This window comes from Ectopseudomonas composti (assembly GCF_900115475.1).
GTDB classification, from domain to species: Bacteria; Pseudomonadota; Gammaproteobacteria; order Pseudomonadales; family Pseudomonadaceae; genus Aquipseudomonas; species Aquipseudomonas composti.
Genome location: NZ_FOWP01000001.1, coordinates 513,379 through 531,440, shown reverse-complemented (window position 1 = coordinate 531,440; position 18,062 = coordinate 513,379). Strand labels below are relative to the sequence as shown.

At 63.9% G+C, this 18,062-nt stretch carries 12 protein-coding genes; 2 read left to right on the top strand and 10 right to left on the bottom strand.

Going from position 1 to position 18,062, the window contains the following annotated elements; genetic code table 11:
* Positions 1-118: 118 nt before the first annotated feature.
* Positions 119-1,399, top strand: coding sequence for an acyl-CoA dehydrogenase family protein (locus BM059_RS02330; protein WP_037003444.1), 1,281 nt, complete (start codon positions 119-121; stop codon positions 1,397-1,399).
* Between the two features lie 13 nt (positions 1,400-1,412).
* A complete protein-coding gene (locus BM059_RS02325) occupies positions 1,413-2,624 on the top strand; it encodes an acyl-CoA dehydrogenase family protein (RefSeq protein WP_037003443.1) in 1,212 nt (403 codons plus the stop codon).
* 71 nt (positions 2,625-2,695) lie between these two features.
* Here BM059_RS02325 and BM059_RS02320 read toward each other — a convergent pair whose 3' ends face one another.
* The 10 genes from BM059_RS02320 to BM059_RS02275 all read right to left on the bottom strand — a co-directional run bounded on the left by BM059_RS02320 (position 2,696) and on the right by BM059_RS02275 (position 18,053).
* Positions 2,696-3,415: a PqiC family protein gene (locus BM059_RS02320; protein ID WP_074936448.1), complete on the bottom strand. Its 720-nt coding sequence runs from the start codon at positions 3,413-3,415 to the stop codon at positions 2,696-2,698.
* 170 nt (positions 3,416-3,585) lie between these two features.
* Positions 3,586-5,835 carry a DNA topoisomerase IV subunit A gene (gene parC / locus BM059_RS02315; RefSeq protein ID WP_074936446.1) on the bottom strand — a complete coding sequence of 750 codons (2,250 nt, stop codon included), beginning with the start codon at positions 5,833-5,835 and terminating at the stop codon, positions 3,586-3,588.
* Between the two features lie 7 nt (positions 5,836-5,842).
* Positions 5,843-6,367 (bottom strand): retropepsin-like aspartic protease family protein, encoded by a 525-nt coding sequence (locus BM059_RS02310; protein ID WP_037003440.1) that lies wholly within the window; start codon positions 6,365-6,367, stop codon positions 5,843-5,845.
* On the bottom strand, positions 6,364-7,347 hold the full coding sequence (locus tag BM059_RS02305) for an esterase-like activity of phytase family protein (protein WP_074936444.1): 984 nt from the start codon (positions 7,345-7,347) through the stop codon (positions 6,364-6,366). The genes BM059_RS02310 and BM059_RS02305 overlap by 4 nt, the downstream gene beginning before the upstream one ends.
* Complete coding sequence (gene parE, locus BM059_RS02300) at positions 7,347-9,245, bottom strand: DNA topoisomerase IV subunit B (RefSeq protein ID WP_074936442.1); 1,899 nt, start codon at positions 9,243-9,245, stop codon at positions 7,347-7,349. Before parE ends, BM059_RS02305 begins: the two co-directional genes overlap by 1 nt.
* A gap of 15 nt (positions 9,246-9,260) precedes the next feature.
* On the bottom strand, positions 9,261-9,872 hold the full coding sequence (locus BM059_RS02295) for a YqiA/YcfP family alpha/beta fold hydrolase (RefSeq protein ID WP_074936441.1): 612 nt from the start codon (positions 9,870-9,872) through the stop codon (positions 9,261-9,263).
* A gap of 61 nt (positions 9,873-9,933) precedes the next feature.
* Positions 9,934-10,755, bottom strand: a complete 822-nt coding sequence (cpdA, locus tag BM059_RS02290) for a 3',5'-cyclic-AMP phosphodiesterase (protein ID WP_371919640.1) — start codon at positions 10,753-10,755, stop codon at positions 9,934-9,936.
* Between the two features lie 192 nt (positions 10,756-10,947).
* Positions 10,948-11,400 carry a DUF1249 domain-containing protein gene (locus BM059_RS02285; RefSeq protein ID WP_074936439.1) on the bottom strand — a complete coding sequence of 151 codons (453 nt, stop codon included), beginning with the start codon at positions 11,398-11,400 and terminating at the stop codon, positions 10,948-10,950.
* Complete coding sequence (locus BM059_RS02280; protein ID WP_074936437.1) at positions 11,391-12,008, bottom strand: NUDIX domain-containing protein; 618 nt, start codon at positions 12,006-12,008, stop codon at positions 11,391-11,393. The genes BM059_RS02285 and BM059_RS02280 overlap by 10 nt, the downstream gene beginning before the upstream one ends.
* An 81-nt stretch (positions 12,009-12,089) precedes the next feature.
* The gene (locus BM059_RS02275; RefSeq protein WP_074936435.1) at positions 12,090-18,053 is read right to left on the bottom strand and encodes a hemagglutinin repeat-containing protein; all 5,964 of its coding nucleotides are present in this window, start codon (positions 18,051-18,053) and stop codon (positions 12,090-12,092) included.
* Positions 18,054-18,062: the final 9 nt, after the last annotated feature.

Sequence of the window (18,062 nt, the reverse complement as noted above, 5' to 3'; positions counted from 1 at the left end):
CAGCTCATCTCCAGCCATGGCTTGACCCGATTGCCGCCGCAGTGTGTCTTGAGGGTCATAGGCGCTCGCCAGCCGGCGGCGCATCATCGACGACATCCCCCACGCGGAGCGAGATGTCATGAGCGTCGATGTACAGGGCCAGGCCCTGAGCGTACTGAGCAAACTGGCCCAGGCTGACTGGCCAGATCGCCTCAAGGTACGCAAATCCTTCGAGAAACTCGTCTACAGCGGCAGCCGCGCCAGCTTTCGTTTGGCTGCCGGGCGAGCTGCAAGCAAGCCGCGTGAGGCGCGTCCGGCGGCGGATAACCTGTTCGACCTGTCCCTGAGCGATGAACAGCAGATGCTAGTGGATATGCTCCAGGGCTTCGCTCTGGAGGTGCTGCGTCCTGCTGCGCACGAGGCCGACGCCCAAGCGCGGGTGCCCGCTGCGTTGATCAATCAGGCCCATGAGTTGGGCCTGGCTCACTATGGCGTCAGTGAGGCGCAGGGCGGTCTGGCTGGTGAGCGTACTGTGCTGAGCAATGCGCTGATTGCCGAGAGCCTGGCGCAGGGCGACTTTTCCCTGGCTGCGGCGTTGCTGGTGCCGTTGTCGGCCGCCAACTGCATTCGCCGCTGGGGCACCGCGGAGCAGCAGGCTGCCTGGCTGCCAGCGTTCATTGGTGAGGAAAGCGCGCCAGCCTTCGCCTTGGCCGTCAATGAGCCCGGTGTATTGGCCGACCCTGGTCAACCTGCGATGCGGGCGCGCAAGCGCGGCAAGCATTATCTGCTCGACGGCGAGAAGGCGTTGGTTATTGCTGGCTTGGATGCCAGCCGGCTCATCGTCAGTGCCCAGGCAGGTGATGGCCCTGCGCTGTTTATCGTCGACGCGGCGAGCAAGGGTGTCAGTCGCCGTGCCGAGCCTGGGATGGGGCTCAAGGCCTGCGGGTTGGCGCGCATTCAACTGAAGGGCGTCAAGGTGCCGAGCGACTGTCGCCTGGCTGGCGAGGGGTTCGACTTTCAGGTCTTTCTCGACCTCGGCGCATTGGCGTTCTGCGCGCTGGCCGTGGGCACGGGCCAGGCTGCGCTGGACTACGTGACGACCTACTGCAATGAGCGCCAGGCCTTTGGTGAGCCGATCAGTCATCGCCAGGGCGTGGCCTTCATGGTTGCCGATATCGCCATCGAACTGGATGCCATGCGTCTGCTGCTGTGGCGTGCCTGCGCCCGTGCCGAGGCCGGGCAGCCCTTTCATCGCGAAGCCTACCTGGCGCGCCTGCTCTGCGCCGAGAAGGCGATGAAGATCGGCTCCGATGCCGTGCAACTGCTGGGCGGCCACGGTTTTACCCAGGAGCACCCGGTCGAGCGTTGGTATCGCGAGCTGCGCAGTGTCGCCGTGCTTGCCGGCGGTTTGCACCTTTGAGAGGAATACCTGGATGAATCTGGAAACCCCGAAGAAATTCCGCGGCCTGCAGCGCCAGGCCAGGCAAGTGGCCAAGCATTACTTCAGGCCTATCTCGCGCAAGTACGACAAGGCCGAGCATGCCTACCCCAAGGAGCTGGATCTGCTCGCCGCGTTGCTCGACGGCATGAACGAAGGCTCGCCTGATGCGGTCGGCGCCGGCTCGGCCAGTAAACGCGGCGCTGCTCGTGAACAGCAGGACGGCATCAAGAACGGCGGCAACATGGCGGCACTGCTCGGAGTGATAGAGCTGTGCTGGGGCGATGTCGGCCTGCTACTGGCCATGCCGCGCCAGGGGCTCGGCAATGCGGCAATTGCGGCGGTGGCCAATGATGAACAGCTGACGCGCCTGGGCAAGACCTGGGCCGCTATGGCTATCACCGAGCCGGGCTGCGGCTCCGATTCGGCGGCGATCCGCACCATGGCAGTGAAGGACGGCGATCACTACATCCTCAATGGCGAGAAGATCTTCGTCACCTCCGGCGAACGGGCGGACTCGGTGGTTGTGTGGGCCAGCCTGGACAAGAGCCTGGGCCGCGCTGCGATCAAATCCTTCGTGGTCGAGAAAGGCACGCCAGGGATGATGGTCACGCGCCTGGAGAAGAAGCTGGGCATCAAGGCGTCCGACACTGCCTCGATCAGCTTCAGCGACTGTCGGGTGCCGGCCGCCAACCTCCTGGGCAATGCCGAGATCGACGTACAGAAGGGGTTTGCCGGGGTCATGGAGACCTTCGACAACACCCGACCACTGGTCGCCGGGATGGCGGTCGGCGTAGCGCGCGCGGCACTGGAGCGCGCGCGTGAACTGTTGAGCAAGGCGGGTTGCCGTTTCGACTATGCCAAGCCGTTGCTCGCCGTCAGCCATGCCGAGGCCACGCTGTATCGCCTGGAGGCGGAGTGGGAGGCGGCGCGGCTGTTGACGCTCAAGGCCGCGTGGATGGCCGACAACAAGTTGCCCAACTCGAAAGAGGCCTCCATCGCCAAGGCCAAGGCCGGGCGTGTAGCCAGCGAGGTGACGCTCAAGTGCGTCGAGCTGGCCGGCGCGCTGGGCTACGCTGAGGATGAGTTGCTGGAGAAGTGGGCACGCGACTCGAAGATTCTCGATATCTTCGAAGGCACTCAGCAGATTCAGTTGCTGATCGTTGCGCGCCGCCTGCTGGGCAAGAGCTCCAGCGAGCTCAAATGAGCCAGCGTGGCACGCGCAGCGCGTGCTGCTTCAGTTGCCATGAAAAAAGCCCGCAATCGCGGGCTTTTTGTTTAGAAGCGGAAGACTTCTGTATCGATCTTGATGGGTTCTGCCACTGGAATCTTCGGCCCGGCGGCAGGCTCCTGCGGCTTGGCTTTGGCGATCGGGGTCTTTTTGCGCGGCGGTTCAGGCGTCGGCTCTGCTGCCGCGATGGGCTGAATGGCCACTGCCAGTTCAGCAGCCAGGCGTTGCAGCAGGGCACTCTGCGCCTTGACCTGTTCAGCCAGAGGGCCGTTGTGCGGCTCCTCCAGACGGATCAGGCGGCTGTCGCGTAGTTGCCCGCGACGGTCAAGCAGGCGCCATTGTGCTTCCAGAACGGCCGGCTGGCTCGGGCCGGAATCCAGGCGTGTGATGGTCAGCATGACCTGCGCATCGGCACTGAAGCCGGGCGCTGCCGGCGCCAGAGCCAGGCGCTGGCTATCCAGGCGCCAGGCCAGCTGACGCAGCATCTGCTGGTCGATGTCGTTGGCCAGACCGCTGGCCCAGCGAGCATCCTGAGCCGCGACCAGGCTGCCGTCGGCCTGACGTTGCAGCAGATTCTGCTGGCGCAGGTAATCGGCTACGCTGATCGGGCCGACCAACACGGTCACGCCGTTGTCCTTGCTCGGCGTCACGGCACTGCCGCTGTCCAATTGGTAAAGAGGGACAGGCTTCTGCTGCAGCAGACTACAACCGCTCAATACGAGCAGTGCGGTCAGAAGCAGAGCCACGGGGCGTACTACAGTCATCATTAATTCCAGGCAGCCGCTTCTGGGGCAGCTGCACATCGATCCCATATCATGCAGGGGTCATTTGCGCATGACCCGGGGCGCGTATCATCCGTCAAACCGCGCTACGACTCCAGCCTTGGCTGCTTGTCGGTAGCGCGGATTTCCCGGAAGAACGGGGCGTGTTGCCGACGCTATTCCACCAGAAGATGGTCGACGCGCTGGAAGCCGCGCGGCAGTTTGTTGCCACGTCGGCCGCGCTCGCCCTTGTAGTGCTCGAGATCGTCGGCTTTGAGTGTCAGGGTACGCTTCCCGGCCTGCAAAACCAAACTGGCGCCGCTAGGTAGCACGGCCAGATCGGTCAAATACTCCTCGCGTGACGCCACTCGCTCACCCGGAATGCCGATGATCTTGTTGCCCTTGCCTTTGCCCAGTTGCGGCAGATCGGTGACTTTGAACAACAGCAGGCGGCCTTCGGTGGTCACCGCGGCCAGCCAGCCGTCTTCCAGATTGCTGACGGGCTTGGGGGCGACCACTTTGGCGCCGTTGGGCAGGGTCAGCAGCGCCTTGCCTGCCTTGTTTTTGGCCTGCAGATCCTCGCCCTTGACCACGAAGCCGTAGCCGGCGTCGGAGGCGATCACATACAGGGCACTGTCCTCCGGCAGCATCACGCATTCGAAGGTTGCACCCGGTGGTGGTGTCAGACGACCGGTCAGCGGTTCACCCTGGCCGCGCGCCGACGGCAGGCTGTGGGCGGCGAGCGAATAACTCCTGCCTGTCGAGTCGATAAACACCGCGTACTGGTTCGAGCGGCCCGGCGCAGCGGCCTTGAAGCCATCGCCGGCCTTGTAGGACAGGCCGGTGGCGTCGATGTCGTGGCCCTTGGCACAACGTACCCAGCCTTTTTCCGAGAGCACCACGGTGACCGGCTCGGTGGGCATCAGCTCGGTTTCCGACAGGGCCTTGGCTTCGGCGCGGGCGACGATCGGCGAGCGGCGGTCATCGCCGTATTTCTCGGCGTCCTCGATGATTTCTTTGCGTACCAGCTTCTTCAGCTTGGCTTCGCTGCCGAGCAGGGCCAGCAGTTTCTCGCGTTCCTTGGCCAGTTCGTCCTGCTCGCCGCGGATCTTCATCTCTTCCAGGCGCGCCAGTTGGCGCAGGCGGGTGTCGAGGATGTAGTCGGCCTGCACGTCGGTGAGACCGAAGATCTCCATCAGCACCGGCTTGGGCGAGTCCTCGCTGCGGATGATGCGAATGACTTCGTCGAGGTTGAGGAAGGCGATCAGCAAGCCTTCCAACAGGTGCAGGCGCTTTTCCACCTTGTCCAGACGGAACTGCAGGCGACGGCGCACGGTGCCGACGCGGTACACCAGCCACTCGCTGAGCAGGGTGCGCAGGTCCTTGACCTGCGGCTTGCCGTCGAGGCCGATGACGTTGGTGTTGACCCGGTAGCTGGATTCCAGATCGGTGGTGGCGAACAGGTGGGTCATCAGCTCGTCGGCATCGACGCGGTTGGAGCGCGGGATGATGACGATGCGGCATGGATTCTCGTGGTCCGACTCGTCACGCAGGTCAGCGACCATCGGCAGCTTCTTGGCCTGCATCTGCGCCGCGATCTGCTCCAGCACCTTGGACCCGGAGACCTGATGCGGCAGCGCGGTAACCACGATATCGCCGTCCTCGACACTGTAGACGGCGCGCATGCGCACCGAGCCGCGGCCGGTTTCGTAGATCTTCAGCAGGTCGGCACGAGGCGTGATGACTTCCGCTTCTGTCGGGTAATCCGGGCCCTGCACGTGCTCGCACAGCTGCTCGACCGTGGCGCTGGGCTCATCGAGCAGGCGCACGCAGGCCGCTGCGACTTCGCGCAGGTTGTGCGGCGGCACGTCGGTGGCCATGCCCACGGCGATACCGGTGGTGCCGTTGAGCAGCAGGTTGGGCAGGCGTGCCGGCAGGGTCGCCGGCTCGTTCATCGTGCCGTCGAAGTTCGGCACCCAGTCGACGGTGCCCTGGCCGAGCTCGGCAAGCAGCACTTCTGAGTAACGCGACAGGCGCGCCTCGGTGTAGCGCATGGCGGCGAAGGACTTGGGATCGTCCGGTGCACCCCAGTTGCCCTGGCCATCGACCAGGGTGTAGCGGTAGCTGAACGGCTGCGCCATCAGCACCATGGCTTCATAGCAGGCGCTGTCACCGTGCGGGTGGAACTTGCCGAGCACGTCACCGACGGTACGCGCCGACTTCTTGTGCTTGGAGTCGGCGTCCAGGCCCAGCTCGCTCATGGCGTAGATGATGCGCCGTTGCACGGGTTTCAGGCCGTCGCCGATATGCGGCAGGGCGCGGTCCATGATCACGTACATGGAGTAGTTGAGATAAGCCTGCTCGGTGAAGTCGGCGAGTGACCGGCGTTCAACGCCTTCCAGGCTCAAATCGAGGGATTCGCTCATGCGGGCCTCATTGCAAGGTTGATTGGCGCAGCACCAGAGTGCCGCCCTTCTGAGAAAATTCGAGTTGTTTCAGTGCGCTCATGCCCAGCAGCACTTCATCGCCATCCATGCCGGGGGCGATCAGTGCGGCGACGTCACGCAGTTCGATATCGCCCAGGCGCAGGCTGTCCAGACGCGTGCGATGCCCGGTGGCGCGACCGTTAGCGGTGCTGATGATGATCGGTGCGCCGCGTTGCAGGCTGAGACGTTCGGCCACCGCGCTCGGTATTGCGACCTGAGTGGCGCCGGTGTCGAGCAGGAAGGTCACGTCATGCCCATCGATCTGGCCATTGACCACGTAATGCCCCTGCCGGCTGCTGGCCAGGCTCACCTCGACGAAACCGTCACCATGCACCGACTGCGGTGTCTGGTTGGGGTTGCGCTGGCGATCTTCCCAGTTGCCGAAAAAATGCGTGGCCAGCAGCAGGCCGGCGCCCCAGAAGAGCACCCACATTACCCGTCCGGCGCGGCGGCCAGGCGTCTGCTCCGTCACGGACGCCGGCTCCAGCCGCCCTTGGGCGCGGCAAAACGCCAGACGACGGGCCGTTCTTCGCCGTCGGCGCGGGTCTGGCTGCCGTTGTCGACGCCGATCCAGGCGCCGTCCTTGTCGATCCACAGCGCCTCGGCCATGCCGTAGTTCGGTGTGTAACGACGTGGCTCGGTCAAGGCCTCGGCGGCGAACGACCAGCAGATATCCGCGACGCCGTCGCTGAGCGTGCGGCGGCAGATGCGATGGGCCTGGCGCTCAAGGGTGAAGAGCTTCTCGCCGAAATAGGCAAGGCCGGAGAAGTCGCGTGGTGCCGGGTGGCCGCCGAGTGCTTCTGGCGAGGTTTCGTTGCCACCTTCGCTATTCAGCACACAGCCGCCGGTGCAGCGCCAACTGCTACCACGGCGATGCAATACGGTCAGGCCGCGGCGACGCTGTTCTGCAGCCAGCCACAGGCGTTCGCCTGCCGGGTCGATGGCGATACCTTCGAAACCCTGGTTGAAATGCAGCAGCATGCCGCTGGCCCGCGCCTGGCGCACCAGGCCGCTCGGCAGGTTGAGCCACTGTGTGCTGCCGTTGCTGCTGACCTGCAAGACGGCGGCGCGGGTTTCGCTGACCAGGTAGCGGTTGCCTTGTGTGTCGCAGGAAATCCCCTCGAAATCCAGTTTGCCTCCACGCACCAGCCCGGCTGCCCAGTTGCGCATGCGCAGGCCCCAGGGCAGAGCGCTCTCGGGCGGCTCTGGAGCGACGAAGGTTTCCGCCTCGGCGCGCAGCAGGTCTTCCTCGCGGTGCAGTTGGTAGATACGGTCGTCATCGCGATCAGACACCGCCCACAGCGTCTCACCGCACAGAGCGAGGCCGGACAGATTGCCGCTGGGCATATCCGTCACCGGATATTCGGCCTGCAACTTCAGTTCTTCCAGCACCACCGGCTCGGCGTTCGCGACGCCGGCCAACAGACCGAGTGCAAGGAGGTGAGTGCGCATCAGGCCAGTACCTCGGCCAGGTTGCCCTTGCTTTCCAGCCAGCTCTTGCGGTCACCAGCGCGCTTTTTCGCCAGCAGCATGTCCATCACTTCGCGGGTGCCCTCGAAATCATCCAGGGTCAGCTGCACCAGGCGCCGGGTGTTCGGGTCCATGGTGGTTTCGCGCAGTTGCGGCGGGTTCATCTCGCCGAGGCCCTTGAAGCGGGTGACCTGCGGCTTGCCGCGGCGCTTCTCGGCCACCAGGCGATCGAGAATGCCGTCGCGCTCGGCGTCGTCCAGGGCGTAAAAAATCTCCTTGCCCAGGTCGATGCGGTACAGCGGCGGCATGGCCACGTATACGTGACCGGCATCCACCAGCGGGCGGAAGTGACGCACGAACAGGGCGCAGAGCAGAGTGGCGATGTGCAGGCCGTCGGAGTCGGCGTCGGCGAGGATGCAGATCTTGCCGTAGCGCAGCTGGCTCAGGTCGCTTGAACCCGGATCGATGCCGATGGCCACGGCGATGTCATGCACTTCCTGGCTGGCCAGCACTTCGCTGCCGTCGACTTCCCAGGTGTTCAGGATCTTGCCGCGCAGCGGCATGATGGCCTGGAACTCCTTGTCACGCGCCTGCTTGGCGCTGCCGCCGGCCGAGTCGCCTTCGACCAGGAACAGCTCGCAGCGCAATGGGTTCTGCCCTGCGCAGTCGGCCAGCTTGCCGGGCAGCGCCGGGCCTTGGGTGATCTTCTTGCGCTCGACCTTCTTGCCCGCCTTGAGGCGGCGACCGGCGTTGCTGATGGCCAGCTCGGCCAGGGCCAGGCCGGTTTCCGGGTTGGCGTTGAGCCACAGGCTGAAGGCATCCTTGACCACGCCGGAGACGAACGCGGCCGCCTCGCGCGAGGACAGGCGCTCCTTGGTCTGGCCGGAGAACTGCGCGTCCTGCATCTTCATCGAGAGGACGAAGGCAATGCGCTCCCAGACGTCTTCCGGTGCCAGTTTGACCCCGCGCGGCAGCAGGTTGCGGAATTCGCAGAACTCGCGCATGGCATCCAGCAGGCCCTGGCGCAGGCCGTTGACGTGGGTGCCGCCCTGCGCCGTAGGGATCAGGTTGACGTAGCTTTCCTGCACCGAGTCGCCGCCTTCAGGCAGCCACAGCAGGGCCCAGTCCACCGCTTCCTTGTTGCCGGCCAGGCTGCCGACAAAGGGCTCGGCGGGCAGGCGTTCGAATTCGCTGACGGCATCGACCAGGTAGGAGCGCAGGCCGTCTTCGTAATGCCACTCGACCTTCTCGCCCGAGGCCTTGTCTTCGAAACTGACGTTCAGGCCAGGGCAGAGGACGGCCTTGGCCTTGAGCACATGTTTGAGGCGGCTGATGGAGAACTTGAAGGAATCGAAATACTTGGCGTCCGGCCAGAAGTGCACGCTGGTGCCGGTGTTGCGCTTGCCGACCGTACCGATGACTTCCAGCTCGCTGGCCTTGAAGCCGTCGGCGAAGCTCATCTGGTATTCGTTGCCGTCACGCTTGACGGTGACCACCACGCGGGTCGACAGCGCGTTGACCACGCTGATGCCGACGCCATGCAGACCGCCGGAGAACTGGTAGTTCTTGTTGCTGAACTTGCCGCCGGCGTGCAGCTTGGTGAGGATCAGCTCGACGCCTGGCACGCCTTCATCCGGGTGGATGTCCACGGGCATGCCACGGCCGTCGTCGAGCACTTCCAGCGAATTATCCTCGTGGAGGATCACCTGGATCGACTTGGCGTGCCCGGCCAGGGCTTCGTCGACGCTGTTGTCGATCACTTCCTGGGCCAGGTGGTTGGGGCGCGTGGTGTCGGTGTACATGCCCGGGCGCTTGCGCACTGGGTCGAGGCCGGAAAGGACTTCGATGGCGTCTGCGTTATAGGCGTTCTGCTGGGCCATAGGGTCTCTTGTTCGTCAATTGAATACGGAAAAGTCGGTATCACGCCAGAGTGTGGCGTTAATGCCGGCAAAAGCGAAGAGGGTCGGCAGGCGTTCGGCGAAGCCTTGGAAACTGTGGTCGCCACCAGCCTGGATGCGCAAGGCGCAGGCGCGGTAGTAACGCTCGGCATCGCGGTAATCGAGGGTTTCGTCGCCGCTCTGCAACCAGACCTGGTAGCGCGCCGGGTCGCTCGGTGGCGGAACCTCGAATTCGGCCAGGGCGTGGACGTGATCCTCGGTAAGGTCCCAGGTCTCGTCGCTGTAGTAGTTCTTCTGTGGGCCCAGGTAGCCGTCGAAGCGCAGGTGCGGCTGCACGGCCGGGTTGATCAGCAGCGCCTTGAGCCCGTGCTGCTCAGCCAGGTAAGTGGCGTAATAGCCGCCCAGGGAGCTGCCTACCAGCAGCGGCGCGCCGAGTTCGCTGATCAGCGCCTGCAACTGCGTCATGGCCTGGCGTGGATGATGGTGCAGGGCCGGTACGCGCAACTGATTTTCCAGGCCAAGATGGGCCATGGCGCGGCTCAACTGGCTGGCCTTGTGCGAGGCTGGCGAGCTGTTCAGGCCGTGTATATAGAGGATGGATGCGGTCATGGAGCGGGAGGCTACTCGTCCGGGGCCTCAAGCTGCAAGCTTCAAGCTGATTGGGGTTATGTCAGTAGCCCTTGACGCTGTAGTCGACTTCGAAATCAATGCCGGTGACGCGCGATACGCCGGTGTCCAGCCTGCCGTCGGCATGCAGGCACAGCCAGCGATAGCCGGGGGCATCACTGCCCACCTGAAACTCCTCGCTGCCCGGTGCGAACTGTACGCAGGTCGAGGGCGAGGCGAGCAGGCGCAGGTTATCGCGTATCTGGTCGAACTCCTGGTGGATATGCCCCCAGAGCACGGCCCGCGCCTGCGGATAACGGTCAAGGATGGCGAACAGCGCATCGGCGTTACGCAAGCCTATGGGCTCCATCCACTTGCAGCCGATGGACACCGGATGGTGATGCAGGCAGATCAGGTGATGGCGCTGCGGTGCTTCGCTGAGGGCGCGTTCGAGCAGTTCGAGTTGGCTGTCGGCAAGAAAACCGGGTACGGCGCCTGGGATCGAGGAGTCGAGCAGGGTAATGCGCCAAGCCCCGAGGTCGATCACCGGCTCCAACAACTCACTGTCTTTGCAGGCGGCCTGCATCGGCGGGGTTTCATCGTGGTTGCCGGCCAGCCAGCGAGCCGGGGCGGCAATGGCCGAGGTGAGTTGGCGAAAGCGCTGATACGACGCAACGCTGCCGTCCTGAGAAAGATCGCCCGTGGCCAGGATCAGGTCTATCTGCGGCTGCTCCTGCTGCACCCGCTCGATCACCCGTTGCAGGCTGTCGCACGTATCCATGCCCAGCAGCTTGCCGTCCGCTTCGGCGAACAGATGGCTGTCGGACAACTGCACCAGCAGGACCGAGGATTCAGTGGATGGGGCGGGCAGGCTCGGCAAGACCATCTCCTAAGGCATTATCGAGTGAATTATGGTGGTTGCGGCGACAAAGGGAAAACCCGGGAAGCGGACGCAGATCACAGAAAAAACGCCGAGAGCGTTTTTGACGTGGCTTGCGCTAACCCCCGGCAATGAAAAACCACGCCAGCAGAACAGCTCCGCATATCGGCCGGGCAGTGCAAAGCTTGATTGCGGGGGCTACATCACCGGCTGCGGCTCGTGCCCGCACGCCAGGCAATGGCTCAGCCACTCGCCAAGGAACAGGTTGAGCTGACTCTTTTCATCCGGTTGATGCATCGCCGCGTTGGGATAGGGATAGCGTATGTGCAGGCGCCGCGCGTTCTCGGCGCTGACCACTTCGGCCATGCGCGCATCGTGATACACCCGCACCTCCAACTGTGGCACCGGCAGCCAGGGCAGGCTGTGTTCCTGGCGCACGCGCAGGGTGGTGGTATAGGGGCAGCTTTCCAGCACTTCCAGCGCCAGGATGCCGAGCAGATGTTCGCCCTGGCTCAGGGCTACGCGACGGCTTTGCGTGTGCTCACGCATGTTCGGCAGCAGACGCATCAGGCGTGCGTAGTTGGCCTCGCAAGCCGCTTGCAGCTCGACCAAGTCGACCCGATAGCGCTCGCGCAGCAGATTCACGACCACATCCCCCGCACTTCATCACGATTCAGCGCCAGCCATTGCAGGGCGATTATGCTGGCAGCGTTGTCGATACGTCCGTCTCGCACGGCGGCCAGCGCATCTTCCAGCGGCATTACCTGAACACGGATGTCCTCGCCTTCTTCGGGCAGGCCATGCACGCCGCCGGCACCTTCACTGCTGCAGCGACCGACGAACAGATGCACGCGCTCGTCCGAGCCGCCGGGCGAGGGGTAGTACTGGGTGATCGGCCACAGCGACGTCAGGGGCAGATCAGCTTCCTCGATGGCCTCGCGACGCGCGACCTCCTCGGGCTCTTCGTCCTTGTCGATCAGGCCTGCGACCAGTTCCAGCAGCCAGGGATTGCTGCTCTTGTCCATGGCGCCGACGCGAAACTGCTCGATCAGCACCACTTCATCGCGCTGCGGATCGTATGGCAGCACGCAAACGGCATCATGACGCACGAACAGCTCGCGGGTCAGTTGCGGGCCCATGTTGCCGGCGAACTGGCGATGGCGCAGTTTGATCCGGTCGAGGCGATAGAAACCGCGAAAGCAGTTCTCGCGCTCGATGATGTCGACCGCATCGGCGTCGGGCTTGAAGGTTTCGCTCATTGTGTTTCCCCCACTACAGGTGCGCTGGAATAAGCACCTTGTAACATCCTAGCGCGCCTGTGGCGGGGAAACAGCCCCTGATCAGCGTGCCTGTTCGATACGCGTCTGACCTCCGGAGCTGATCGTCGCGGCGCGACTCCCCTGCTGACTGCCAACGGCTATAGACACTGAGCCCGAGCTTTCGCCGCTTTCTTCGCCGTCCTTATCCTTGCTGGCCTTGGCCGAGAAGCCTGCCTGTACGCCCACTTCGGACGAGCTGCTCTCGGCCGATTCCATGCGCACCTGGCCGCCAGCGGACAGATTGGTATCGCCTGCCGACTGCACCTGAGTGCCTTGCAGGGTAGTGTCGCCGCCGGAGGTTACCGTGACGTTGCCGCCGGAGTTGATCGAGCCTGTGCGTGCCTGGTTCGAGTTGCTGCGACTCAGGCCGCCACCGATGGAGCCTTCGCCGCTCTGTTCGCCTTCGCCGTCATCGGCGGCGGAAACGCTCAGCGACAGGTTGTTCGACGAACTGCTGGAGGTATCACGGGCCGCCGCGAACTCGACGTTGCCGCCTGCTCCGATGGTGGTGTCTCCACCACTGTTCAGCTCCGTACCTTCGAAGCGTGCGTCACCTGTGGTGCTGATATTCAGCTTGCCGCCAGCATTGAGGCTCGCAGTACGGGCGGTGGAGGTGTTTTCCTTGGCGTTCTCCGCCTCAAAACCCGCTTCTCCGCTGGCGCCGTCGGTACCGACCTTAACCTCTACGCTCAGCGACTTGCTGCTACTCGAGCTACTGCTGGTGTCGCGAGCTGCCTGGATATCCAGCGAGCCAGCCTGGATGTTGATGTCTTCGCCAGCTTCGAAGTTGGTACCGATCAGCGTGGTCTTCTCGGTGGAACTGGAGGAAATGCTGCCGCCAGCCTTGAAGCGGCTGGTGACGGCGGTGCTGGATTGTTCGGAGGCCTTGCTGTCCTCGCCTTCCACCGAAGCCTTGAGGCCATAACCAGTGCCGGCACTGGCGCCTTCGTCGGTGCTGGCCTTGGCCTCGGCGCCGACGTAGGCACCTACGCGGGCGTCGTGGCTGTACGAGCTTTCCGACGAGTAGCTTTGATCCGATACTGCCTCATCGCGAATCTCGCGGGCGGACTGGCTGATGTTGCCGGCCGCCTCGACCTGGGTGCCCTGGTCGACGATGGTGTTCTGTGCGGTGCGGTTGAAGTTGCCGCCGGAGGTGAAGCTGTTGGTCACCTGGGTGATCGAGGTGCTGCTGTTGTTGGATTTTTCGGTCGCCTGACGCACACCGGCGCTGGCTTCGGCACTGGCGCTGGCCGATGCTTTGGCCTGGCCGTTCTCGTCGACGCCGGCTTCGGTGCTGGCCTCGGCGCTGGCACCGACGTAGAGGCCGGCAGTGTGGGTTTCGGCACTGCTGCTGCTGGTGCTGATGTCCTGCGCGGCGACGTTGCGGATGTCCTTGGCCTCGATGTTCATGTCGCCACCAGACGATACCTGTGCGCCTTGGAAGGTCGCGGTGTCGCTGGCCTTGAGCTTCATGTTGCCACCGGACTTCAGGCTCGATGCGCTATTGACCAGGTCATAGCTGGAGGACTGCTCGCGCTCGTGGCGGGCACCGGCCGTGGCGGTGGTTTCGGCCTTGGCTTCGGCTTTTGCATTGCCGGTGCCTTGGGCGCTGGCATTGGCGGACGCTTCGGCACCGGCTTCGGAGTCGACGTAGATACCGACCGAGGTGCGCGTGGTGTTGCTCTCGCTCCAGCTTTCATTGCGCCCGGTGAGCACGTTGATGTCCTTGGCGTCGACGTTCAGGTCGCCACCAGCTTCGACATTGGAGCCCTGCACGGTGACGTCGCCGTCACTGCGCATCGACAGGTTGCCGCCAACATTGAGGTTGGACGCCACGCTGGTGTTGCTACCGGTGTTGGTCGTCGTGGTGCTGATTTCCGCCAGCTTGACGTTGGTGCTGTTGTTGGCGCTGGCCTTGGCGCTGGCGCTCGCTCCCTGACGACTGGCCTCGGTCTCGGTGCCGGCTGAAGCCCCTGATGAACTGTCGATCTTGAGGAAGGTAGTGGTCTCGACCTTGGTGTCGGTACGGCGTTCGTCGAGGCCGTCGAGGATGGCGATGCCCTGCTTGCCGTCGAGGCTGGCATCACCGCCGATATTGACGTCCGAGCCCTGCACGACGATCTGCTCGCCGGCCTTGACGTTGGCATTGCCGCCGACGTTGAGCGTGGAGCCGACGTTGGTGCCGGTGAAGTCGTTGACGGTGGTCTTCTGGCTGCCATACAGGCCGCCTCCGACGCCCATCCCGGATGTCTTGGTCTGGGTGTCGACGGTCAGCTTGTCCTGACGGGCGATGACGTTGAAGCTGCCATCGGCCTCGGCATCCAGATCGCCGCCGACGTTGACCTCGCTACCGGCGATGGTGGTGTCGCCACCGCTGCGGGTCTTCAGGTCACCCTTGATGTTCAGTCCTGAACCGATGTTGGTCTCGCTGCTGACCGAGGTGCGGGTACTGCTGGAGCTGAGGAAACCGCTGCTCTCCGCGAAGCTGGTGGTGGTGTTCTTGTCGACGATGGTATCGACGGTGATGTCGCCACCTGCATTCAGCGAGGCGTTGCCCTCGGAGCTGATATCGGCTCCGATTACTTCGATATTGCGTGCGGCGTCCAGACTCAGGTCGCCGGTGGACTGGATGCTGCCGGTCTTGCCGATGGCGGTCACGTAGGTGGTGTTGTCACCCTGGCCGATGGCCAGGGTTTCGTTGCGAATGCTGCCCTCGGTGGAGGTCAGGCTGACATTGCCACCCTTGATGGCGCCACTGGTATTGGTGATGTCGCCGCGGGTTTCGACCGTCAGGCTGCCGCTGCCGGAGATGGTACCGCCGGTATTGCTCAGGCCTTCGCCGCTGATGCGGGTATCGCGTGCGGCGATCACCGCGCCCTTGTCCAGCGACTCGACGGTGCTGGTTGCCAGGTAGACCTTGGGTGCGAGCACGCTCTGGCCATTGACCACCACCTCTTCCATCCAGACGATGTCTTCGGTCAGGCCAGCCAATTGCTCCGGCGTCGGGGTCTTGCCGAACTCCAGGCCAAGCGTCTTGCTCTGGGCATAGGCCTGATCCATCAGGCGCTTCATCTGATCGGCTTCGTTGTCATAGCCGGCGATCACGTTGTTGCCGGTCTGCTGGATCAACTGCTGGCGGATCAGGTAGGCCTCGTAATTTGCATCGCCCAGGCGCGTCTGCACGGTGTCCGGGTTGAAACCGTAGCGTTCGGCCAGGTAGTCGGAGCCAACGAAGTTCGAGCCCACCGCGAAGTTCGGATTGGTTTCCACCAGGTACTTGGCGCCTGGCGTTTTACTGGGGACGTAGTAGCCGTTGGGGTTGGTCGGCAGCGTGATGCTGGGAGCGCCGATGCCTGGGCCGTTGACGCTGGTGCCCAGTTGGCTGCCGAGGCGTGCCTTGCCTTCATCCTCAGGCCAGGGCGAGCCGACGTTCTCCAGCGTACCGCTGGTGAAACTGAGACTGGTGGCGAAGATGCCGGCACCGCTGCGCTCGCTGACGGTGGCATCTCGTAGTTGACCACCCGCGACGGCCATCTCGCGGGCTTCGTCACCCAGTATGGTCGGCCAGCCACCTGCCGCGATGTGGCGTGTGCGCACCCAGCCGGGGCCCGGGTTCCAGTTGTCCCAGTTATTGCTGTCATCATCCGGGTCGTCTGAAGGCAGATATCTTTGATCCGGATGCACGCGTGCCCAGGCGACGAAGTCGTCGTCACCGCTGGATTCGTCATCGATCCGGATCCAGCGCAGCACTTTCTCGTAGTTATAAAGTGCCAGCTCTTCATTGCGGAAGGTGCCGTTGCCGCCGATCTCCACATTCGCAGCGGAGATCACCCCCACTTTGTTGAGGCCGCTGGTGCCATAGTCGATGGTCAGTTTGCTGCCGGCGCCGTTGGCAATGATCTGGGCCTTCTGCAGGGCCTGCAATTGCGCCATGGTCAGGCCGACCAGTTCCTCTGTGTAGGTGAAGAGTTCGTCGTACATCCAGGCGTTCATGCCCTTGTCGAACGCGCCTTCGTTGGCGATCTTGTCTTCGCTGAGCACCCTGCCGTAGGTCACCGCACCGTCTTTCTTGGTCAGGCTGCCGCCGCTCCACAGGGTTTCATTGACGAACGACTGGCTGGCCTTGATGTGGATGTCACCCACGCCAACGACTGCGCCGTTGTTGATGAAGCGCGCACTGTCGGTGGCCATGCTGCCGTTGCTATCGACAGTGCCGCTGCTTTGGTTCTGTACCTTGTCACCGGCTTTCAGCGACAGGTGTTCGCCGGCATACAGGGCGCCCGAGTTGTCGATACTGGTGGTGGCCTGGATGTCGAGCGTCTTGAGTGACGACAGGCCCGCGGTATTGGTGTTGACGAGCGAGTTGGCCTCAATGCTGAGGTCACCGCCGGCGTGCAGCACGTTGCTGTTGGTCAGACGCCCTCCGGCCTTTACCTGGCCATCCGCGGCGCCGAGCAGCTTGCCTGCATGATCGATGGCGCCCGTTGCCTTCACGTCGAAATCGCCAACGCTCTTGATCTCGGTGTTGCTGCCGGTGGCGAGCACTGCGGCGGAATCCAGCTTCAGCGCGCCCGCGCTCTGCACGGTCGCCTGGTTCAGGCGCAGGTCGCCACTGGTGCTGGTCAGTGTCAGGGACTTTCCGGTCGCCTGGGCATCGGCACCGCTGTAGAGATTGGCGGCATCGTTGACGGTCAGGTTGGCGGCACGGATGGCCAGGTCGTCGCCGGCACCCCAGGCGCTGCCGGCAATCTGCGTGCTGCCGGTGGTCTGGATTCGCGCATCACGCCCGGCGTAGCGCTTGTCGCCCGTGCTGTTGTCACTGAGGCTGGCGGCGGTCAGGGTGAGATCGCGACTGGCGGTCAGGGTCGACTCGTCCAGCGCCACTTGACCAGCCAGGGCCGTGATGGCGATGTCGCGCCTGGCGGTCAACTGGGTGCTGTCGCCCTCGACACGAATGGCGTCGCCTACGGTCGAGCTGCTCAGTGCGATATCGCGTTCGGCGCTGATGCGTGTGTTGATCTCGATCTTGCCCGAGGCGCTGAGTACGAAGTCATCGGCGCTGGCCGCCGCTTCGCCACGCATGCGAACGCCAACGCCATTCTCGGTGGCCAGTAACTGAATACGATTGGCGTACATGCCGCCCAGCGCGGTGGAGTCGATGGCATACAACGGCGTATCGCCGGTCGACGCCTGAGCCGTGGTGCTGCGGTCGGCATAGCCGTAGGTGTTGCTGCCAGCCACCACGGCCACATCCTGACCGTTGATCTGGCCATCGATCTTCACCGAGCGTGCTACCAGATCCAGCACTTTCTGGTTGCGGCCATCGAGGCCGGTGCCTTCGACCAGGATGTCACCCCGGTTGACGTTGAAACCGGCCACGCGGCCGTCGCCTCCAATGGTGGGGACGCCGGTGGTCAGGGTGGCACGGTCGGTGTTGATGAAGCCGCAGCCCGAGCAGGTGATGCCGTAGGGGTTGGCCACGATCACGTCGGCTTTGCCGCCGACCACCTCGGTGTAACCCTTGAGCGAAGAACGATTGGGCGCGACCACTTCGTTGAGGATCACCCGCGCTTCATTGGTCAGGTTGACGTTGGGCACGATCTGCCCGCCGAGCTGCGATTGCAGCGCGCCGGCACGGGTGAGCGCCGAGTTGTTGTTGAGAATCTGGCCGCTCGGATCGACGTTGTAGTGGATGTAGCGGTTATGCGACACGCCGGCTTTATTGGCGGTGGCGATGTCGATCACCTGGACGCCGTTCGGCGCCTGGAATACCTGGGTATTGCCACTGGCGACCTCGACGCCGGCTGCATGCACCGAACCGACGAAAATCGAAGCGCCAAGTGCGCTGAGTGCGAACAGGCCAACCGAGCCCACTGGGCCACGACCCGAGCCGCTGGCGCTGCGGCCGCCGCTGCCGACGTTCTCTGCCACCACCATGAAGGCGTTGCGTACCCTGTTCCAGACGATGCGATAGATATGGTTCATGTCATCTTC

Coding starts and splice junctions, on each gene's coding strand:
- BM059_RS02280 (WP_074936437.1), bottom strand. CDS start 12,008: ATGAGCGAAACCTTCAAGCCCGACGCCGATGCGGTCGACATCATCGAG.
- parE (WP_074936442.1), bottom strand. CDS start 9,245: ATGGCCCAGCAGAACGCCTATAACGCAGACGCCATCGAAGTCCTTTCC.
- BM059_RS02305 (WP_074936444.1), bottom strand. CDS start 7,347: ATGCGCACTCACCTCCTTGCACTCGGTCTGTTGGCCGGCGTCGCGAAC.
- BM059_RS02295 (WP_074936441.1), bottom strand. CDS start 9,872: ATGACCGCATCCATCCTCTATATACACGGCCTGAACAGCTCGCCAGCC.
- BM059_RS02275 (WP_074936435.1), bottom strand. CDS start 18,053: ATGAACCATATCTATCGCATCGTCTGGAACAGGGTACGCAACGCCTTC.
- BM059_RS02320 (WP_074936448.1), bottom strand. CDS start 3,415: ATGATGACTGTAGTACGCCCCGTGGCTCTGCTTCTGACCGCACTGCTC.
- parC (WP_074936446.1), bottom strand. CDS start 5,835: ATGAGCGAATCCCTCGATTTGAGCCTGGAAGGCGTTGAACGCCGGTCA.
- BM059_RS02325 (WP_037003443.1), top strand. CDS start 1,413: ATGAATCTGGAAACCCCGAAGAAATTCCGCGGCCTGCAGCGCCAGGCC.
- cpdA (WP_371919640.1), bottom strand. CDS start 10,755: ATGGTCTTGCCGAGCCTGCCCGCCCCATCCACTGAATCCTCGGTCCTG.
- BM059_RS02330 (WP_037003444.1), top strand. CDS start 119: ATGAGCGTCGATGTACAGGGCCAGGCCCTGAGCGTACTGAGCAAACTG.